This window comes from Streptomyces cyaneofuscatus (assembly GCF_033109485.1).
GTDB lineage: Bacteria > Actinomycetota > Actinomycetes > Streptomycetales > Streptomycetaceae > Streptomyces > Streptomyces cyaneofuscatus.
This window is the reverse complement of sequence record NZ_CP137002.1, coordinates 4,856,600-4,873,085: the sequence shown is the minus strand read 5'-3', so window position 1 is coordinate 4,873,085 and position 16,486 is coordinate 4,856,600. Positions and strand designations below refer to the sequence as shown.

Here is a 16,486-nt window from a genome sequence, read left to right as displayed (position 1 = left end):
CAGGCACTTGGCTACCGTCGCCCGTGGTCGGCCCCTCCCACAGAGTGCTGGACGGCTTCGGGCACGTCGGGCGGGAGCAGAACGAGGTCGGTCCCGAGATCGTCTTCCCCGCCGCGCCCACCGTCGCGGCCGCCGACATGCGCGACTCGCGGTTCGCGAGCGCCGTCCTCGCGACCGCGGCGAAGAGCCTCCTGTTCGCCCGCTCGGCGACCGAGCACGCGAAAGTGCAGGCGGGCCGGGCCGCGGACGAGGTCCGTTGGGCGGCCGACTGCCCGCCGGACGTCAGCCTGTGCAGGTGGCTGCAGCGCAAGAGGCGGGAGCGGGACACGGGGGGCGTTCACGAGTCGGCCTGATCAGGCACGACGTAGCCCCTTGGAGATCATTCCCCGCAAGGCGAGTGATCATTTCTCGTTGGGTCGGGGTAGACCACCGCGGACGTATCCACCCCAGACCCGAGAGTGCCCTGACCTATGGCTCGACCGTCAGGGTCTGCTCGTCGAGATCTAGGTGGATGGTCCCGCCACCCTGAGTACGAAGCTTCCGCCATGCGTCGTATCCCGTCATGATCGCCTGCTCCCAGTCGGCAGAGCGCAAGATGCTGACTTCGAGATGGGCGGTCATGGAGGTGATGGTCTTGATGAACTCATGGTCGATGTGGCGGACGTTCTCGAAGTAGCTGTGACGGGCCGCGTAGGAGAAGACGAGGGCCGAGATGCCCTCCTCGATGGCGATGGCGCGTCCGCCGTCCTCGGCCTCGTCGGTCTTGGGGTCGCTCTTGCGCTTGCGGCCCAACAGGAAGCGGGAGACGGGCGACCAGCCCAAAACGGCGGCATGGGCGAGATGGAAGATGTCGTGGAAGCGGTAGTCGTCGTCGATGTGGGACGCGTCGGTCAGCGGGTCTCCGCAGGGGGTGCCGTCGTGGGTCAGGACAGAGACGGTACGCCCATCGCCTTCTCGCTGCTGGAGGGTGAAGGTGAGGGTGGCCTGTCGCGGGAGCCGCTCGGACTCAGGGAAATCGGCGTCGAAGATGATGCGGTCGGCAGTCGGAGTGGTGCGCCACCGGTCGCTGATCTTGACCAGGTTGGCGGCGGCAACATCTTCGAGGTCGAGGCCGAAGCGATGTGCGAGAGCGGCGACGTACCACAGGACGTCACCCAGTTCTTCGCGTACGAGTTGCTTGCCCGAGACGAGGCCGGGCCCGTCGCGTAGACGCTTCTTGTAGGCGGTGGCGAGGGAGCCGACCTCGCCGACGAGGCCGAGCAGGGGCACCACGGCAGGGTCAGTCCCGGGCGCAGGTTCTTGGAGGGTCTTGATCGCAGCTAGCTGGTAGCGGTTGATGTCCACAGCTTCCTCCTGTCGGAAAACTCAGCACACCAGTCGGGAATCCCGACCTCTGTCGTATAGTAGAGCAGAGGTGCTGGAAAATCAGACGGACGGGAGAGTCAGCTGAACACCATCGAGCCTTCACTGGAGGACATCGTCATCGTGGTCGTGGAGTTCTTGGCCGAACTGCAGAACCGAGATCCCGATGAACTGTGGATGGAACTGGAGGAGGCCGGTGAGGAACTGCCCGTCGACTCCATCCTTGTCGTCGAGATCCTGACGCGCATCGAGGAGCGCTACGGCATCAGTGTCCCCGCGGACGAGGAGGCGGCTCGCTCCACCCGGTCGGTGCGCACCTTCGCCAGCACCATCCTGAACGTGATTAACGAGAGGCGGAAGTCATGACCCCTGAACCTGCCGCACTCCGCGGCCGCGACCCCGAGCTCGAACTGCTCGGGGAGCGCCTGCGCAATACCCGTGACTACCTGGGCATGTCGCAGCAGCACGTCTCCGACATGACCGGCATCCCCCGCTCGGCCGTCAGCGACATCGAGCGCGGCGCCCGCCGGGTGGACAGCCTGGAGCTGAAGAAGCTCGCCCGCTTGTACATGCGCCCGGTGTCCTACTTCCTCGCCAAGGAGGAAGAGGCGGACCTCGGGGAGCACGCGCTGGCCGGACTGCCGCGCGCTCTGGTCGGTTTGACCGACGGCGACTGGGACGAGGTGCTGAGCTTCGCCGAGTTCCTGAAGTTCAAGCGGGCCAGCGAGCAGGAGCAGGGGGGTGAGGAGTGAACTGGGACGTGGCCCACCAGGTCGCTGCCATGGAGGCCGTGAAGGCACACCGTGATCTAGATGTCGACCGCAATGTATACGTGGATGTGTACGGCGCGCTGCTGCGTGCCGACGTGACCGGGATCGCTCGGCCCATGCCTCGGTTGTTCGGGGTGTACTTCGCGCCTCGGGACAACGGGCCCGCAGTTCTGCTGAACGCAAGCTTGGACATGGTTGCCCAACGACACACCGCTGCACATGAGTTGGGTCACCACCGGGCTGGGCACGGCACAGCGCTGGATGAGGAGCTGGATCGCTCTCGCACGTGGGGGGACGGGGCCTGGCCAGACGAGGAGAAGGTGGCGGAGGCATTCGCGGCCTGGTTCTTGATGCCCCTGCCCGCTGTCCAGACCGCGCTGGCCCAGATCGGAGTGCGTCGTCCGCTCGCCCCTGGACACGCCTATCGGATCGCCCGCATTCTGGGCACCTCCTATGCCGGGACGGTAAACCACCTGTACCGGCTACGGATGCTGTCGCGAGCCCAGAAGACGGCGTGGCTGCGGATCAAGCCCTCCGCCGTCAAGGCGGAGCTCGCAGGCGGCTCCGTGCCCGGGAAGGCCCACGTTCATCTGATCACCGCCGGCACGCACGGCACGATCGTGCGGGTCGATGCCGGCGACCTGGTGATCCTGGGCAACACTGGGGCGAGGTTCGAGTCCCTGCCGCCCGCGCTGCAGCTCTCCGACAGTGCGGGGGTTCAGCTTCTCTTGGGCGAGACCCCGGTCGCCGCAGTAGCCGAGGTAGCCGACGTGTTCACCGGAACTGCCTCCGTGACCGTGCACGTCTCCGGGGCCGCCGAGTTGCTGGAGTTCACCGTGGAGCGCCAGGCCCCACGCGTCGGGGTCCAGAGCCTGTGGCCTGCCTGATCTGTATCGCCTGTACTGGTTGTTCTTCCTCGCACCGTTCCCAGCTGGTACACCCCTGACGTCAGGAGTACGGTGATGTCCCTTTTTGTCGTTGACAAGGCGAACACGTCTCTGGCCTGGCAGGATGCCTGCCGGAAGCTCGACGCACCCGGCAATCCGAAACGGGATGCCCTGCACACCACGGTGCACATCCACAACGCCGCGGTTGAGGATCCCCATGTGCGCGCCGACTTCGATCAGATGCGCAGGGAGCGGGGCTATCCGCTGATCGAGACGGTGGCCAACACGATCTTCCCTGCCGAACTCGCGGCCGTCTCCAGTACACCGGAAGAACTGGTGCGCCGGTACCGCGTCATGTATCCGCGACTGTGCCGCATCGACCGCGGAAACGCCGCCGGCACGTACTTCGGGCGCATTGTGGCCTACCCGGGCGAGAACGGCCCGGTAGACCAGCTGACTGCGCTCATCGACCGGATTCGTCGCCAGGCGGCGGGCAGGGGGCCAATGACTGCGGCCTACGAGATGGGCGTTGCTCATCCCAGCGACGGGCTGGCTTCCGATCTCGCCGAGGACGACCATGCTGCCGACACAGACACCGGCACATGGTCTGCGCCGGTACATGCCGCCGGCAAGGACAACGGGTTGCGTGGCTTCCCGTGCCTGAGCCTCTGTTCGTTCCAGCTGGACCGCAACCGGGTCCTGCACGCTGTCGCCCACTACCGAAGCCACTACATGGTGGCCCGCGCTTATGGCAACTACCTGGGCTTGGGAAGGCTGCTGGCTTACCTGGCAGAACATGCCGAGGTGTCCCCGGGCACACTGACAGTGATCGCCGGTCACGCCCAGATCGAAGAGAACATTTCAGCCCTGCGTCCGATTCTCCGAGGCCAGACCCGGCTGGTGACCTGACCACAACGAACAACCGTCGAGCATCCTGGGCACTACGAGTTGATGCCCCACTTAGGTGGGAACCAGGCAGTCAGGGGGGCACTGTCGGCACGATACAACTGCTTAATGCGGCTGCGGCCGCTGATGCCTGCGATGTCCGGGTGAGCCACGCGCGCGTACTTGTCGACTTCGCAGAACAAGTTCTGGCAGTCGATCAATTGCAAGGGGCGCCCGCGCAGACCAGCGAAGATGAGCCCGAGTCGGGCAAAGTGCTCCTCCTGGGTGTCCGCCATGTACCGAATCACCTCGGCCTCGATGCCGCTCGCGTCAGCGCCGAAGCACTTGCGGATGCCGTCGCGAGCCCCGGGGCCAGGAACGACGAAGTCCATCTCAGAGAACGGCAACTCTGCCGCATAGTTGAGGTCGATCAGGTATTGGTAGGCCAGGAACGGCCCGAGTGCGGGGAAGCCCAACAGCACCTGATAAGCCTCCTGCATTGAGGCGGCCCGCCCCACCCGCCCAGGCGCCCCTTGGCTCATCAACAACTCGAGCAGACGGAGGTGGTTACGGTGCTTCCGCTGCTCTCCCAGCTTCGGGGGCGGAGTGATGTACGCAGCGGAGTACAGCCGTTCCCCAGACGCGAATGCCCGTGACAGCACCTGGTCCACGGCACGGTGGTCATGGCCCCGCCAAGTGACCTCACCCAGGTGCTCCTCCAGCAGTTGCCAGGTCTGGATCCTGTTGAAGAACTTGAACAGCAATGTACGGAAGAACACCTCCTGCCACGCCTGGTCACCGCGGTAAGACACGTGGCCGATCAAATACTGACTGACCCGATCAGCCGCCCGAAAGCAGTTGGTAAACCGATGCTGGGCGAGCACGGGGTCCGAAACCGCCGGCGCCGAGGCCTCCCCCAACCGCGACAGGTACACCTGCTGCCGCGTGGCCGCAAACCGCCAGTAGGTATCGAACACCGGCGTGGGCATCAGTACGCGGCCCGCAATTCGCAGGGGTTTAGGGGGCTCGGAGTCTTCCGTCCGGCGAACCCGCGGTCGGGCTTGCAGCGTGGTCACCATAGGGTCAATATATATCGAGTATAGGCCTGAAGCCAGAGGGGGCGCAGAATGGAGCTGCTGTGGCGAGCAGAACGCCGCAACACTCTCATCACATGGCCCGATGCCGTGAACGAGCGCCTCGACCAGCTGGTCGCCGCTGGAATCGCTGCTGGTGAGAACATCAACCGATCCCATTTGCTCGCGGCCCTCGTGGCTCATGCGGACCTGTCCCCCGAGTTCGTTGCTGGCATCATGCGGGACTACCGCGCACTAAACAGCAACGCCCTGGACGAGGCCAACCGCTCCGCGGCCGAGCAATGGCCGACAGTTCGGCGACCCGGACCTCGTCGTGACTCCCGTCGCAGCAAAACCGGCGGGGCACGACCAGACAGCGATCCCTCCGCCATCAACGAGGCGCGTTAGCTTTGGGCACGGCGACAGCTAAGCCCCTACCCAGGCGCCACAGCGGGGTACCGCGCAACGACGACCGAGAATGCTTGGCACCTACACTGGGCCGCTGGCCTCCTGGGAACGCCGCGGTGCAGAGAAGGCAGCCATCCCGAGCGTGGATCCTCAGACTCCGGCACTGGCCGCCCTTCGGCATCTCGTCCTCAAGGACGTGACATCAGGAGTCGCAGCAGAGCTGATCTGCCATAACTCTAAACAACGTTAAGAGTTACGACTGACCTCGCAGACACGCAGGTCAGGGGCGCCAGACGTCAGACTGAAGCTCCGTCATGCCTCAACTGCCAGACTTCGTTGGCCATTTGGCTGCCAGGCACGACTGGCATTCCCTACGATGACTGCCGTTGTCCTGTCGTACGGGAGGGCCGAGGAGGGGCGGATGGGCTTCACAGGGGCGGGCGAGCCGGATGCGGCTCCCGGGTTGCGGACGGCTGTTGGGATCTACTCCGGCAAGACCGATCGGGCGCTGGCGCGGATCTCGGAGCTCGAAGCAGAACTCGCGGACCTCCGAGTCGAGGCGGCGAAGTACGCGGGCACTCGCGATCAGCTGAGCGAAGCTCTCGCCGAACTCCTCGCAGACCGCTCGGCGCCGTCCGCGGACGATCAAAGCCCTCAACGGAAAGCTGGCGCGGAATACGAGGACAGCGATGCGTCCCCCAGTGACGAGTCGAACGCGAGCGAGCCGTCCGAGGAGACGCGTGCCGGGCAGAGCGGGCCTTCGCGGTCGCCGTCCGGGCAGTTGATGCAGGCAGTCGAGCAGATCCTCGTGAGCGCCGGACGGCCGATGAAGGCCAGGGACATCACAGAGGCCCTTGGGCGCCCAACCAAGGGCGACGAAGGGCGGGCGCCCATCGAGACGACCCGCGCGACGTGCAAGCGGCTGGTGAAGAACGGCCGTGCCGTGGAACACCCGATCGGCGTCTTCGCCGCCCGCCGGGTCACTAAAACGCAGGGAGGGGACGCCTGACGCCGCCAACCCGAACATGAAACGTCCCCTCCTCCCATTGCGGGGAGAAGGGGACGGGCTCCGTTGAGCTTGGACCCTCTTCGGAGCCAGTGACGTGGACCCTCGTAGTGGCTCACGCATCCCCGAGGCTAGAGCAATCCGCCTCGCCTCGGGGGCGCGTGGCCTATTTCGTCGTTCCCTGGGGCGGGTTTCCCTGGGGACGGGAAGGCCGATTTTGATGCGTACTGCGCATTCCGTCCCGCGGGTACAGCGGGACGGCGAGGAAATCTTCCAGGCGGGCAACAGTGACGACGTCCGGCCAGCACCGGCCGGCGAGCAGGTCGGAGATGGCCTGCCGGTTGACGCCGGATCCGGTGGAGACCTGCCGCAGACTTCGCTTCTCGCGCTCCAGGGCGCCCGCGAGCTCGCGGGCGATGGCCTGGACGACTCTGGCGGCGACGTCGTCGACGGCGGAGTCGGGCCAGGATTCCGGATCGCGGGCAAGGTCTCTCGGCGCGGTCTTGCGGGCCAAACCTCCGACCATGTCGATGCACTCCTTTCCGTGAAGATCGCCTTCGACGTCTTCACTGGCTGCTTGTCCAGCCGGTTCTGTTGGTCTGTGACACTGAGCTCAGAGGTCTCCAGCAAGATCCGTGACTACCGGCCCCGGCTGCCGCAGCGGCAGTGGGCGCCGGTCGCCGAGCTGGTGCGAGCCACCGTGGCGGCGACAGTTCCGGCCACCTGCTACGCAGCGGAGCATCTGCTGCACGTGATCGGCCGGATCGCGGTCTGGGCGGACCGGAGCGGGCTGCCGCGCGACCCGGGAACCTGGCTGCGGACCGAGACGATCGACGCCTTCATCCTGTCGGGCTGCGTTGCGGCGAAGGACTCGACAGTGCTGACCTACCGGACCTGGCTGCGGCGGGCACGGGAAGCTCTGGTGTGGGTCCAGCGCGGAGAGGCCCCTCCAGCTCGACTTTCCTCGCCTCGCACGCCTCAGCCGCCTTATGGCGCAGGAGATTTGGCTCGCCTGCGGGATTGGGCGAACCATCTGCCGGACCAGGCTCGACTCGACGGCCTCGCCCTCATGACGCTCGGAGCCGGGTGTGGCCTGATGCCGGGCGAGGTCCCGCCCCTGCGAGGCAGCCATGTTCGCGTGACCTCCGGCGGGGTCGCGGTGCTGGAGGAGAAGTTGCTCGGCCGACTCGTGGCGTGCCACTCCGACTGGGAAGGCATGCTGGCCGAGCTGGCAGAGACCTCCGGATCCGGATTCCTCTTCCGGCCGGGACGGAAGGTCGCGGCAGCCAAGAACCTCGTCTCGTCCTGGCCTGCCCGCCATCGGCCCCACGCGGGTCTGCCGCCGCTCTCCGCTCGGCGATTGCGGTCGACATGGATCGTCGGCCGGCTTTCCGAGGGCATCAGTCCGGAGGCGGTCGCTTCCGCCGCGGGCATGGCCTCCCCTGCCGGTTTGGCGGGCTACCACCACTGGGTGCCCCCACTACCCAGGGAGGAGGTGATCCGCTTGCTGCGTGGCCACCGCTCGTGAGGGCGCGACCTGAAGCCGATCAGCTGGCCGCCCGCCATGCGCGACCACGACTGCGGCCTGGACGGCTCACCGAGATCCCAGACTCGAAGGTCGGCCAACTGCTGACCGTCCTCGACAGCTCCGGCCTGCCCCAGCAGTTGGAAGACATGCTGCGAGGACGTCCTGGACCACCAGGTGTGCGGCCCAGGACCGTGCTGGCCGGCCTGATGCTCGCCGCGTACTACACGGGCCGAGCCACGGTCTCCGACGCATGGCGGATCCTGCACTTCCGTCTCCGGCCCGCAGCTCGCGCCTGGCTCGGCATCCCCGAAATGCCGCCGTCCACGGCACGCGCGTGCATAGCTGCCAGCCGTCGCCTCTACCGAGGGCTGGATCGGATCACGACCATGCTCGATCCGGCACGCTGTGACCGGCGTCGGCGCCTGGACCAAGCGGAGGCTGACATCCACTCCGCTGTCTGGGACGAGACTGCCGGTCGTGCAGCTGCGAACCGGCTCCAGCGGCTGGCGAACGATCTCGTACTGGTCCCGGTCCGGCTGGCACAGCAACGCGGATACCTGCGGCACTGGGACGGTGACGTGGGAGTTGACGCCACCTCGGTCCCGGTACTGGCCAAACCGGACAGCGACCGCTCGGGCACGGCCTCCGTCGAGATCACCGCCGGCTGGCACTTCAGCGGCGGCTCCGAGACGGGCACCTTCGGCTACAGCGCGAACCTGCTCGTCGCCGCCCACTCCCGTACGGGCGAAGGAGCCGCGAAGGGACGCCGAGCGCCCTCCTACCCGCAGCTCTGCCTCGGCCTCAGCCTGGACACTCCGACCGTCCGTACGGGCGAGAACGCGGTCACCATGCTGAAGCACCTCGCCGAGCTTCGGCTGCCGACAGGCACCTGTGCCGCAGATCGCGCCTACACCGGCTGCTCGCCGGAGAACTTCCAGATCCCCGTACGCCGACTCGGCTACCGCCTCGCCCTGGACTACAAGGCGGCCGACCGTGGCATCCAGGGCAGCTGGCAAGGAGCCGTACTGATCGACGGCTCCCTCGCCTGCCCGCACATCCCCAACGCCCTGGCTCAGGCCACTCACGGCATGGACGACAAGACCTTCCGCCGACGGCTCGATGACCTGAAGCCGGTGGTCGCCGAGCGGCTGCCCTACTTCCTCAAGCTCAAGCAGAACGCCGATGCCCGTGGAACCGTGCGCCTGCAATGCCCGGCGGCCGGGCCGTCCCCTTCGGTGAACTGTCCGCGCTGAGAACGCCTCCGCCCTGCTCGACCGACCGCCTCGGGCCCGCCTCAGACCGTGATCAAACTGGCGGATCTCCGCTCCCGCGCCAGCCACGCCTCGGCTCGCCCGACCATCCAGCTCCCTGACAGAGAGTGGGCGGACCCTCCCGGCAAGGAGGCGCTGCCCGCTGTCTGCGGGGCCTCCGCGATCAGCGTCCCCGCCGACGCGGCCGGAGACCTGAAGAACGCCAAGTTCCGGCAGGACAGCCACTACCTCAGCCCCACCTGGGAGCGGATCTACAAGCCGATCCGCTCTCACAACGAGGGCCTCAACGGCCGCCTCAAGGGCTCCGACATGGACATCGGCAACCCGATGTACCGTCGAGTTCCCGGCCAGGTGGCCCAGACGATCCTCATCGCGATCATGGTGACCATCGGGAACCTGGACATCCTGGAAACCTGGCTCTACGAGCGCACCGGCAACCGGCTCTGCGACACCGACTTCGAGTCCATTCCGGCTGCCCCAGGTTGCGACCTGTCTTCCGCCCCCACGCCAATCGACATGGGGCGGCATCCGCCGGCCAACCTCTGATCGGGCAACGTCACAACCACACAGCACCATCACCAGCCCCGGGCGACCGGGGCCGGTTCGCATGCCCTGGCAAGGCCCAAGCGTCTGCCCAGCAACCGGCCAGACCCGATACGCCGCCATCCACCACCCCGAACAGGCATCGAACGACCCCCGAAACGACGGAGATCCCGCCCGATCTTGCGATCGGACGGGATCTCGTCAATGCTCCTGAGATAACTCAAGAACAGTCGTGTTGTGGACCTGTGGGGATTTGAACCCCAGACCCCCTCGATGCGAACGAGGTGCGCTACCAGACTGCGCCACAGGCCCTTGCAACGAGTGAAACTCTAGCACCCTCACCGGGGTGCTTGGAAATCCGTTCCTCCGCTGGTCAGCGGTGCCGGGATTCCGCCGGTCTCACTCGTTGGCCGCGCGCGGCCGGTCCTCGTCGTCGTACTGGTCGAAGAGGGGGGTGCGGCCCCGGTCGCGGGTGCGGCGGGACTGGTTGGTGCGCTGGCGTGGCGCCGGGTCCACCGCGGGGGTGGTCGGGTGCGACGTGCCGGTCTGGCTGGGCTCGGCGGTGCTGGAGCGGGCCGCGCTCCAGGTCTCCGGGTCGCCGACCTCGACGCCGCCGGTGGCCCGGGGGGCGACGGGGGCGGTGACATAGGTGGGGAGCGGTACGGGGACGGGCTCCCAGCTGTCGCCCTGGACCCGGCCGCGTTCGCGCTGCTGGTCCACCCACTCCGCGTGGTCCGTCTGCTCGACGAGGGCGCGGCGGCCGGCCTCCTGGGGGGAGACCGTGGGGGTGGGTTCCGGCTCCGGGTGGTGGGCTTCGGAGTCGTCGTCCTGGTCGGCGGGGGCGGAGGCGGCGGGCTGGTGCCTGCGGGGGCGGTTCTCGCGCAGGCGCTGTGCCGCGACCTCGGCCCGGCGGCGGTCCATGGTGAACGCGAACCGACGCCGCTCCTGGGCGCGCAGATGCACGATGTACGTGCTCAGCAGGACGGCGGGGACGGCCGGCGCCCAGAGGAAGCCGAGTCCGCCGACCGCGGCCACGACCGCGCCGAGGGTGAAGGCCAGGAAGAGCACGACCGTCGTCCGTCTGCGCCGGGCCAGGACCTGCGAGCGCTGGGCGCGCCGGGCCCGCTCGGCGTCGGCTGCTCCGGTGCGCGGGCGGCGCTGGGCCGGAGGGCCGGGGGGCGCGGGGCGCTCGCCGGGCCGGCGGTCGTGCGCCTGGCGGTCAGGGGGCTGACGGTCGGGGGCCTGGCGGTCCGCCGGCTGACGGTCCGGTGGCTGATGCGCCGGTCGCCTGTCGTGCGCCTGGCGGTCGGGGGCCGGGGGGTCCGAGGCGCGCTCGGGAGCGTGCGCCGGGTCGTGCACCCTGGCTTCCGTATGCGCCGGAGGCGCGGCAAAGGCCCGGACGTCGACGGAATCCATACGGTCCGTCTCGGCGTCCGGGTCCACGTCGGGCCCCGCCTCCTCGGCGGTGCGCTCCCGCAGCTCCCTGGCGTACCGGCGCTCCATCGCCGCCCGTCCGGACAGCAGCCGGATGGCGGTGCTGAAGCGTTCCGTAGGACGGGCTTCGTTGAGCTCGTCCTGCCTGCGGAGCCACATCGGCACCAAGTAGGCGGCCCAGGCCCCGACGATGACTGCGTAGATGAGGCCGCTGCTGCTCACGCTCACACCGTAGAGGGGTTTACGCGGAGGCATCCGCCAATTGGCCCGGTGTGTCGCACGATCCGGCTGATATCACGGACTTTTTTTGTGATTGATCGGATCAACAGTCACCGATAGTGCGACCTATTGCTGTCATCCCTCGATCAAATTCGAACACTTATTTTATTTGCCGGACTCCCCGGGCCACTGGCCGGACTCCCCCGGACCCCGCGGCGTCACCGGCCGCGTGCGGCGCCAGCGCCGGAGCATCCCCTCCGGCACCTCCTCCGCCGTGAGCGCGAAGATCAGGTGGTCCCGCCAGGCGCCGTCGATGTGCAGATAGCGCGGGCGCACGCCCTCGGAGCGGAACCCGAGCTTCTCCACCACCCGGCGGCTCGGCGCGTTCTCCGGGCGGATGCAGACCTCGATGCGGTGCAGCCCCACCGAGCGGAAGCAGTGGTCGACGGCGAGCGCCACGGCCGTCGGCATCACGCCGCGCCCGGCGACGCCCCGGTCGACCCAGTAACCGATGTGACCCGAGCACATCGAGCCCCAGGTGATCCCCGCGACGGTGAGCTGGCCGACGAGCCGACCCTCGTACTCGATGGCGAACGGCAGCATCCGCCCGGCGTGCGCCTCGGCGCGCAGGTGGCGGACCATCTGCCGGTACGTGGGCCGCTGTGCGACCGGGCCGCCGGGCGCGGGCGGCGGGACGGTGGCCTCCCATGGGCGCAGCCAGTCGCGGTTGCGCCGGTTGACCTCACGCCAGACCCGCTGGTCGCGCATCTTTATCGGGCGCAGGACGATCTCGCCGTCGGTCAGCGTCACCGGCCAGGTCGCAATGTTCAGCTCGGGCTCCCCGGTCGGGGGTGGTCGCCGCCGCGGAGCTGGTCGACGGCGTGCACCAGGAGCCGGGACAGGACCGCGAGACCGTCGCGGACCCCGCCGGTGGAGCCGGGCAGGTTGACGATCAGAGTGCGGGAGGCGACGCCCGCGAGGCCCCGGGAGAGCGCGGCGGTCGGCACCTTGGCGAGCCCCTCGGCCCGGATCGCCTCGGGGATGCCGGGGATCTCGTGGTCCAGGACGCGGCGGGTCGCCTCGGGGGTGGCGTCGGTGGGCGAGATGCCCGTACCGCCGGTGGTGACGATCACGTCGTACCCGGCGGCCACTCCGGCGCGCAGGGCCGCCTCGACCGGGTCGCCGTCGGGGACGACCTGCGGGCCGTCGACCGCGAAGCCGAGGGCGGTGAGCCCTTCGGCGATCAGAGGGCCGCCCTTGTCCGCGTACACCCCGGCGGAGGCCCGGTTGGAGGCGGTGACGACGAGGGCGGCGTAGGCGGGGGCTCCGGGCTCGGGCGGCGTCACGCGTCCGGTCCCGCCGGTCCCTCCGGCGCGGTGCGCCGGTAGTCGCCGGACTTGCCGCCCGACTTCGCCTCGACCCGTACGTCGGTGATGACCGCGCTCTTGTCGACGGCCTTCACCATGTCGATCACCGTGAGGGCCGCCACCGACACCGCCGTCAGGGCCTCCATCTCGACGCCCGTGCGGTCGGTCGTCTTCACGGTGGCCCTGATCTCCACCGCGTCGTCGGCCACGCTCAGGTCGACGTTCACCCCGGAGACGGCCAGCGGATGGCAGAGGGGGATGAGGTCGGGGGTGCGCTTGGCCCCCATGATCCCGGCGATCCGCGCGGTGGCGAGGGCGTCGCCCTTGGGAACTCCCTCGCCCCGGAGCAGCTCGATGACGCGCGGCGAGACGAGGACCCGGCCGCTGGCGCGGGCGACGCGCGTGGTGACGTCCTTCTCGGACACGTCGACCATGCGGGCCGCACCCGCCTCGTCGATGTGCGTCAGCCTGTTCTGCGTACTCAACTCACTCCACCTAGGGCCTCTCGTGTGGATCATGCCGGGCTCGCGTTCCCCGGCACGCACATCTGCCGCGGCGTCGTCAATCACCAACGCTCCGCGTTGCCTCAATCCTCCGCCTTGCAGCTGCACGCACCGGACCCCGCTCCCTGGTCCGGCCTGATCCACACGAAAGACCCGACGGTAGGGCGCCGATCGGCCCGGTCCCGGAGGGGGTCCTCCGGAAGGCACGGCGGCAGATACCGTACCGCCACCGGGCGGCGGTCAGCGGAGCAGGATCACGTCCGTCTCCGTGCCGGGCTCGGCGGAGGTGGTGTCCTCGGGCAGCACGATCAGCGCGTCCGCCTGGGCGAGAGCGGCGATCAGATGCGATCCGGAGCCGCCGACGGGGGTGACGGTGCCCGCCTCCTCGTCGTACGTACCGCGCAGGAACTGACGGCGGCCGGCGGGCGAGGTGAGTGCCTTGTCGACCTTCAGGACGGCCCGGACGGTGGGGCGGTGGAGGTCGTCCGTGCGGCCCATCAGGGCCCGGATGGCGGGGCGGACGAACAGCTCGAAGGAGACGTAGCTGGAGACCGGGTTGCCCGGCAGGGCCAGCAGCGGGGTGTGGTCGGGGCCGATCGAGCCGAAGCCCTGCGGCTTGCCCGGCTGCATGGCGAGCTTGCGGAAGTCGATCCCGCTGCCCGGCTCGTCCTCGTCGCCGACGGAGGAGAGCGCCTCCTTGACCACGTCGTACGCGCCGACGCTGACGCCGCCCGTGGTGACGATGACGTCCGCGCGGATCAGCTGGTCCTCGATCGTGGCGCGCAGGGTCTCGGCGTCGTCGGTGACCGCGCCGACCCGGTAGGCGATGGCTCCGGCGTCCCGGGCGGCGGCCGTCAGCGCGAAGCTGTTGGAGTCGTAGATCTGGCCGCCCGTCAGCTCCTCGCCGGGCTGGACCAGTTCGCTGCCGGTGGAGAGGACGACGACGCGCGGGCGGGGGCGTACGACGACGGTGGAGCAGCCGATCGCGGCGAGCAGCCCGATCTGCGGCGGGCCGACGATCGACCCGGCGCGCAGGGCCAGATCGCCCGGCTTGACGTCGCTCCCGCGCTCGCGGACATGGGCGCCGGCCTCGACGGACCGGTGGACGCGGACCTCGCCGGTGGCTCCCTCCGGGGCGTCGGAGTGGGCGCGCATGGCGGCGGCCGGGCCCTCGCCCGTACCGCCGTCCGTCCATTCGACCGGGACCACGGCCTCCGCACCGGCGGGCAGCGGGGCGCCCGTCATGATGCGGGCGGCCTGTCCCGGCCCCACGACCTGGTCACCGTCGAGCCCGGCGCTGCCCGCGGCGACGTCACCGATGACCGTGAGGACGGCGGGGAACTCCTCACTGGCCCCCTCGACATCGGTGATCCGCACCGCGTACCCGTCCATGGAGCTGTTGTCGAAGGGCGGCAGGGCCACCTCCACGACGACGTCCTTCACCAGGACGCAGCCCTGGGCGTCGGGCAGCTGCAGTTCGATGGGTTCGAGCGGCCTCACCGTGGCGAGGATGTCGTCCAGGTGCTCGTCCACCGACCAGATCGTGCTGCTCACGGGGTTACATCTCCTCGGTGACGTACTGACGGAGCCAGGTCCGGAATTCCGGTCCCAGATCTTCACGTTCGCACGCCAGTCTGACAATGGCACGCAGGTAGTCGCTCCGGTCACCGGTGTCATAGCGGCGGCCCTTGAAGACGACGCCGTGCACGGGGCCGCCGATCTTCTCGTCCGCGGCGAGCAGCTGGAGGGCGTCGGTGAGCTGGATCTCGCCGCCTCGGCCCGGCTCGGTGTGTCGCAGTATGTCGAAGATCGCGGGGTCCAGGACGTACCGGCCGATGACGGCGAGATTGCTGGGCGCGTCGGCCGGCTCGGGCTTCTCGACCAGGCCGGTGACCCGGACGACGTCGCTGTCGACGGTGGTGTCCGCGGCCGCGCAGCCGTAGAGGTGGACCTGGGAGGGGTCGACCTCCATCAGCGCGACGACACTGCCACCCTCGCGCTCCTGGATCTCCACCATGCGGGCCAGCAGGGGGTCGCGCGGGTCGATCAAGTCGTCGCCGAGGAGCACCGCGAAGGGCTGGTCCCCCACGTGCGGGGCGGCGCACAGCACGGCGTGGCCGAGGCCGCGCGGGTCGCCCTGGCGCACGTAGTGCATGGTGGCCAGGTCGCTGGACTCCTGGACCTTGGAGAGGCGTTCGGCGTCTCCCTTACGGGTGAGCGCGGACTCCAGTTCGTAGTTGCGGTCGAAATGGTCCTCCAGAGGACGCTTGTTCCGACCGGTGATCATCAGTACGTCGGAGAGGCCCGCCGCGACGGCTTCTTCGACGACATACTGGATGGCCGGCTTGTCGACGACAGGCAGCATCTCTTTGGGAGTGGCCTTCGTGGCGGGCAGGAAGCGGGTGCCGAGACCTGCTGCCGGGATGACAGCCTTGCTGATCCTGGAAGGCGACGACTGAGTCATGCGCAGAACCTTAACGGGTGCACACGACCGGAAGATGATGTTCCGGTTAACTTTGCCCTTAAATATGCCCATACGAGAACCGTGCGAGTCTCTATTGAACCCCGACAAGTCCGGAAAGCGATCTGTGAAGGTGCCCGCGAAAGCCTCTCTGAGGCGTGAACTCCTCGCCGCACGCGCCCTCCTGACCAAGGAGGACGTCACGGAGGCCGCCGCGGTTCTCGCGGCCGGCGCATCGGCGCTCCCCGAACTGGCTGACGCCCGAACGGTCGCCGCCTATGTCTCGGTGGGGCGCGAACCGGGGACCCGGGCCCTGCTGGACGCACTGCGCGAGCGCGGCGTACGGGTGCTGCTCCCGGTGCTCCTGCCGGACAACGACCTGGACTGGGCCGCGTACGAGGGTGCGGAGCACCTGCTGCCCGCCGGGCGCGGGCTCCTGGAGCCGGACGGGCCCCGGCTCGGCCCCGCCGCCGTCGTGGAGGCCCAGGCGGTCCTGCTGCCCGGGCTGGCCGTGGACGGGGCGGGCATGCGGCTGGGGCGCGGCGGCGGCAGCTACGACCGGGTGCTGGCCCGGCTCTCGGCGGCCGGGGCCGACCCGGCGCTCATCGTGCTCCTGTACGACAACGAGGTGGTCGCGCGGGTCCCTGTGGAACCGCACGACCACCCCGTGGACGCCGTGGTCACCCCGGCCGGGGCGCGGCGCTTCACCGTCTGACGCACCCCGGCCCGGCGCGGCGCTTCACCGCCTGACGACCGGTCAAGCGCCGCG

Annotated in this window: 20 protein-coding genes and 1 tRNA gene; 11 read left to right on the top strand and 10 right to left on the bottom strand. The window is 69.0% G+C overall.

The window, feature by feature from the left end; genetic code table 11:
- Nucleotides 1-23 precede the first annotated feature (23 nt).
- The gene (locus R2B67_RS21535; RefSeq protein WP_317820323.1) at nt 24-353 is read left to right on the top strand and encodes a hypothetical protein; all 330 of its coding nucleotides are present in this window, start codon (nt 24-26) and stop codon (nt 351-353) included.
- A gap of 115 nt (nt 354-468) precedes the next feature.
- On the opposite strand, the gene R2B67_RS21530 is transcribed toward R2B67_RS21535, so the two are convergent.
- Nucleotides 469-1,269, bottom strand: coding sequence for a nucleoside triphosphate pyrophosphohydrolase family protein (locus R2B67_RS21530; protein ID WP_317820322.1), 801 nt, complete (start codon nt 1,267-1,269; stop codon nt 469-471).
- 216 nt (nt 1,270-1,485) lie between these two features.
- Here R2B67_RS21530 and R2B67_RS21525 point away from each other — a divergent pair, with 216 nt between their 5' ends.
- The 4 genes from R2B67_RS21525 to R2B67_RS21510 all read left to right on the top strand — a co-directional run bounded on the left by R2B67_RS21525 (nt 1,486) and on the right by R2B67_RS21510 (nt 3,928).
- Nucleotides 1,486-1,728 (top strand): acyl carrier protein, encoded by a 243-nt coding sequence (locus R2B67_RS21525; protein WP_234330759.1) that lies wholly within the window; start codon nt 1,486-1,488, stop codon nt 1,726-1,728.
- Entirely contained in the window at nt 1,725-2,114 is a 390-nt protein-coding gene (locus R2B67_RS21520; RefSeq protein WP_030343922.1) for a helix-turn-helix domain-containing protein, read from the top strand. The genes R2B67_RS21525 and R2B67_RS21520 overlap by 4 nt, the downstream gene beginning before the upstream one ends.
- Before the next feature lie 8 nt (nt 2,115-2,122).
- Nucleotides 2,123-3,019, top strand: a complete 897-nt coding sequence (locus tag R2B67_RS21515; protein ID WP_317820318.1) for an ImmA/IrrE family metallo-endopeptidase — start codon at nt 2,123-2,125, stop codon at nt 3,017-3,019.
- 75 nt (nt 3,020-3,094) lie between these two features.
- The gene (locus tag R2B67_RS21510) at nt 3,095-3,928 is read left to right on the top strand and encodes a thymidylate synthase family protein (RefSeq protein ID WP_317820317.1); all 834 of its coding nucleotides are present in this window, start codon (nt 3,095-3,097) and stop codon (nt 3,926-3,928) included.
- A gap of 32 nt (nt 3,929-3,960) precedes the next feature.
- Here R2B67_RS21510 and R2B67_RS21505 read toward each other — a convergent pair whose 3' ends face one another.
- Nucleotides 3,961-4,983 carry a nucleotide kinase domain-containing protein gene (locus tag R2B67_RS21505; protein ID WP_317820316.1) on the bottom strand — a complete coding sequence of 341 codons (1,023 nt, stop codon included), beginning with the start codon at nt 4,981-4,983 and terminating at the stop codon, nt 3,961-3,963.
- 48 nt (nt 4,984-5,031) lie between these two features.
- On the opposite strand from R2B67_RS21505, the gene R2B67_RS21500 reads away from it, so the two are divergent.
- Nucleotides 5,032-5,385: an NUDIX hydrolase gene (locus R2B67_RS21500; RefSeq protein WP_136975291.1), complete on the top strand. Its 354-nt coding sequence runs from the start codon at nt 5,032-5,034 to the stop codon at nt 5,383-5,385.
- Nucleotides 5,386-5,761: 376 nt separating this feature from the next.
- Complete coding sequence (locus tag R2B67_RS21495) at nt 5,762-6,394, top strand: hypothetical protein (protein WP_317820313.1); 633 nt, start codon at nt 5,762-5,764, stop codon at nt 6,392-6,394.
- Nucleotides 6,395-6,557: 163 nt separating this feature from the next.
- Here the strand turns inward: R2B67_RS21495 and R2B67_RS21490 are convergent, their stop codons facing one another.
- On the bottom strand, nt 6,558-6,905 hold the full coding sequence (locus R2B67_RS21490; protein WP_317820312.1) for a helix-turn-helix transcriptional regulator: 348 nt from the start codon (nt 6,903-6,905) through the stop codon (nt 6,558-6,560).
- A gap of 30 nt (nt 6,906-6,935) precedes the next feature.
- On the opposite strand from R2B67_RS21490, the gene R2B67_RS21485 reads away from it, so the two are divergent.
- From R2B67_RS21485 to R2B67_RS21475, 3 genes are all read left to right on the top strand, one after another.
- Nucleotides 6,936-7,919, top strand: a complete 984-nt coding sequence (locus R2B67_RS21485; RefSeq protein WP_317820311.1) for a site-specific integrase — start codon at nt 6,936-6,938, stop codon at nt 7,917-7,919.
- Nucleotides 7,920-8,095: 176 nt separating this feature from the next.
- Nucleotides 8,096-9,172, top strand: a complete 1,077-nt coding sequence (locus tag R2B67_RS21480) for a hypothetical protein (protein WP_317820310.1) — start codon at nt 8,096-8,098, stop codon at nt 9,170-9,172.
- 48 nt (nt 9,173-9,220) lie between these two features.
- Nucleotides 9,221-9,736 (top strand): hypothetical protein, encoded by a 516-nt coding sequence (locus R2B67_RS21475; RefSeq protein ID WP_317820309.1) that lies wholly within the window; start codon nt 9,221-9,223, stop codon nt 9,734-9,736.
- A gap of 235 nt (nt 9,737-9,971) precedes the next feature.
- Here R2B67_RS21475 and R2B67_RS21470 read toward each other — a convergent pair.
- From R2B67_RS21470 to galU, 7 genes are all read right to left on the bottom strand, one after another.
- Nucleotides 9,972-10,045 (bottom strand) — tRNA-Ala (locus tag R2B67_RS21470).
- A gap of 87 nt (nt 10,046-10,132) precedes the next feature.
- The gene (gene sepX, locus R2B67_RS21465) at nt 10,133-11,389 is read right to left on the bottom strand and encodes a divisome protein SepX/GlpR (protein ID WP_455679977.1); all 1,257 of its coding nucleotides are present in this window, start codon (nt 11,387-11,389) and stop codon (nt 10,133-10,135) included.
- 162 nt (nt 11,390-11,551) lie between these two features.
- Entirely contained in the window at nt 11,552-12,196 is a 645-nt protein-coding gene (locus R2B67_RS21460) for a GNAT family N-acetyltransferase (protein WP_317820306.1), read from the bottom strand.
- 17 nt (nt 12,197-12,213) lie between these two features.
- Complete coding sequence (locus tag R2B67_RS21455) at nt 12,214-12,732, bottom strand: MogA/MoaB family molybdenum cofactor biosynthesis protein (RefSeq protein ID WP_317820305.1); 519 nt, start codon at nt 12,730-12,732, stop codon at nt 12,214-12,216.
- Entirely contained in the window at nt 12,729-13,238 is a 510-nt protein-coding gene (gene moaC / locus R2B67_RS21450) for a cyclic pyranopterin monophosphate synthase MoaC (protein ID WP_317820303.1), read from the bottom strand. Before moaC ends, R2B67_RS21455 begins: the two co-directional genes overlap by 4 nt.
- Before the next feature lie 258 nt (nt 13,239-13,496).
- A complete protein-coding gene (gene glp, locus R2B67_RS21445; RefSeq protein ID WP_317820302.1) occupies nt 13,497-14,810 on the bottom strand; it encodes a molybdotransferase-like divisome protein Glp in 1,314 nt (437 codons plus the stop codon).
- 4 nt (nt 14,811-14,814) lie between these two features.
- The gene (gene galU / locus R2B67_RS21440; protein ID WP_026242161.1) at nt 14,815-15,720 is read right to left on the bottom strand and encodes a UTP--glucose-1-phosphate uridylyltransferase GalU; all 906 of its coding nucleotides are present in this window, start codon (nt 15,718-15,720) and stop codon (nt 14,815-14,817) included.
- Nucleotides 15,721-15,814: 94 nt separating this feature from the next.
- On the opposite strand from galU, the gene R2B67_RS21435 reads away from it, so the two are divergent.
- Nucleotides 15,815-16,432 carry a 5-formyltetrahydrofolate cyclo-ligase gene (locus R2B67_RS21435; RefSeq protein WP_317820300.1) on the top strand — a complete coding sequence of 206 codons (618 nt, stop codon included), beginning with the start codon at nt 15,815-15,817 and terminating at the stop codon, nt 16,430-16,432.
- Nucleotides 16,433-16,486: the final 54 nt, after the last annotated feature.

Coding starts and splice junctions, on each gene's coding strand:
- R2B67_RS21510 (WP_317820317.1), top strand. CDS start 3,095: ATGTCCCTTTTTGTCGTTGACAAGGCGAACACGTCTCTGGCCTGGCAG.
- R2B67_RS21495 (WP_317820313.1), top strand. CDS start 5,762: ATGACTGCCGTTGTCCTGTCGTACGGGAGGGCCGAGGAGGGGCGGATG.
- R2B67_RS21500 (WP_136975291.1), top strand. CDS start 5,032: ATGGAGCTGCTGTGGCGAGCAGAACGCCGCAACACTCTCATCACATGG.
- R2B67_RS21505 (WP_317820316.1), bottom strand. CDS start 4,983: ATGGTGACCACGCTGCAAGCCCGACCGCGGGTTCGCCGGACGGAAGAC.
- R2B67_RS21520 (WP_030343922.1), top strand. CDS start 1,725: ATGACCCCTGAACCTGCCGCACTCCGCGGCCGCGACCCCGAGCTCGAA.
- galU (WP_026242161.1), bottom strand. CDS start 15,720: ATGACTCAGTCGTCGCCTTCCAGGATCAGCAAGGCTGTCATCCCGGCA.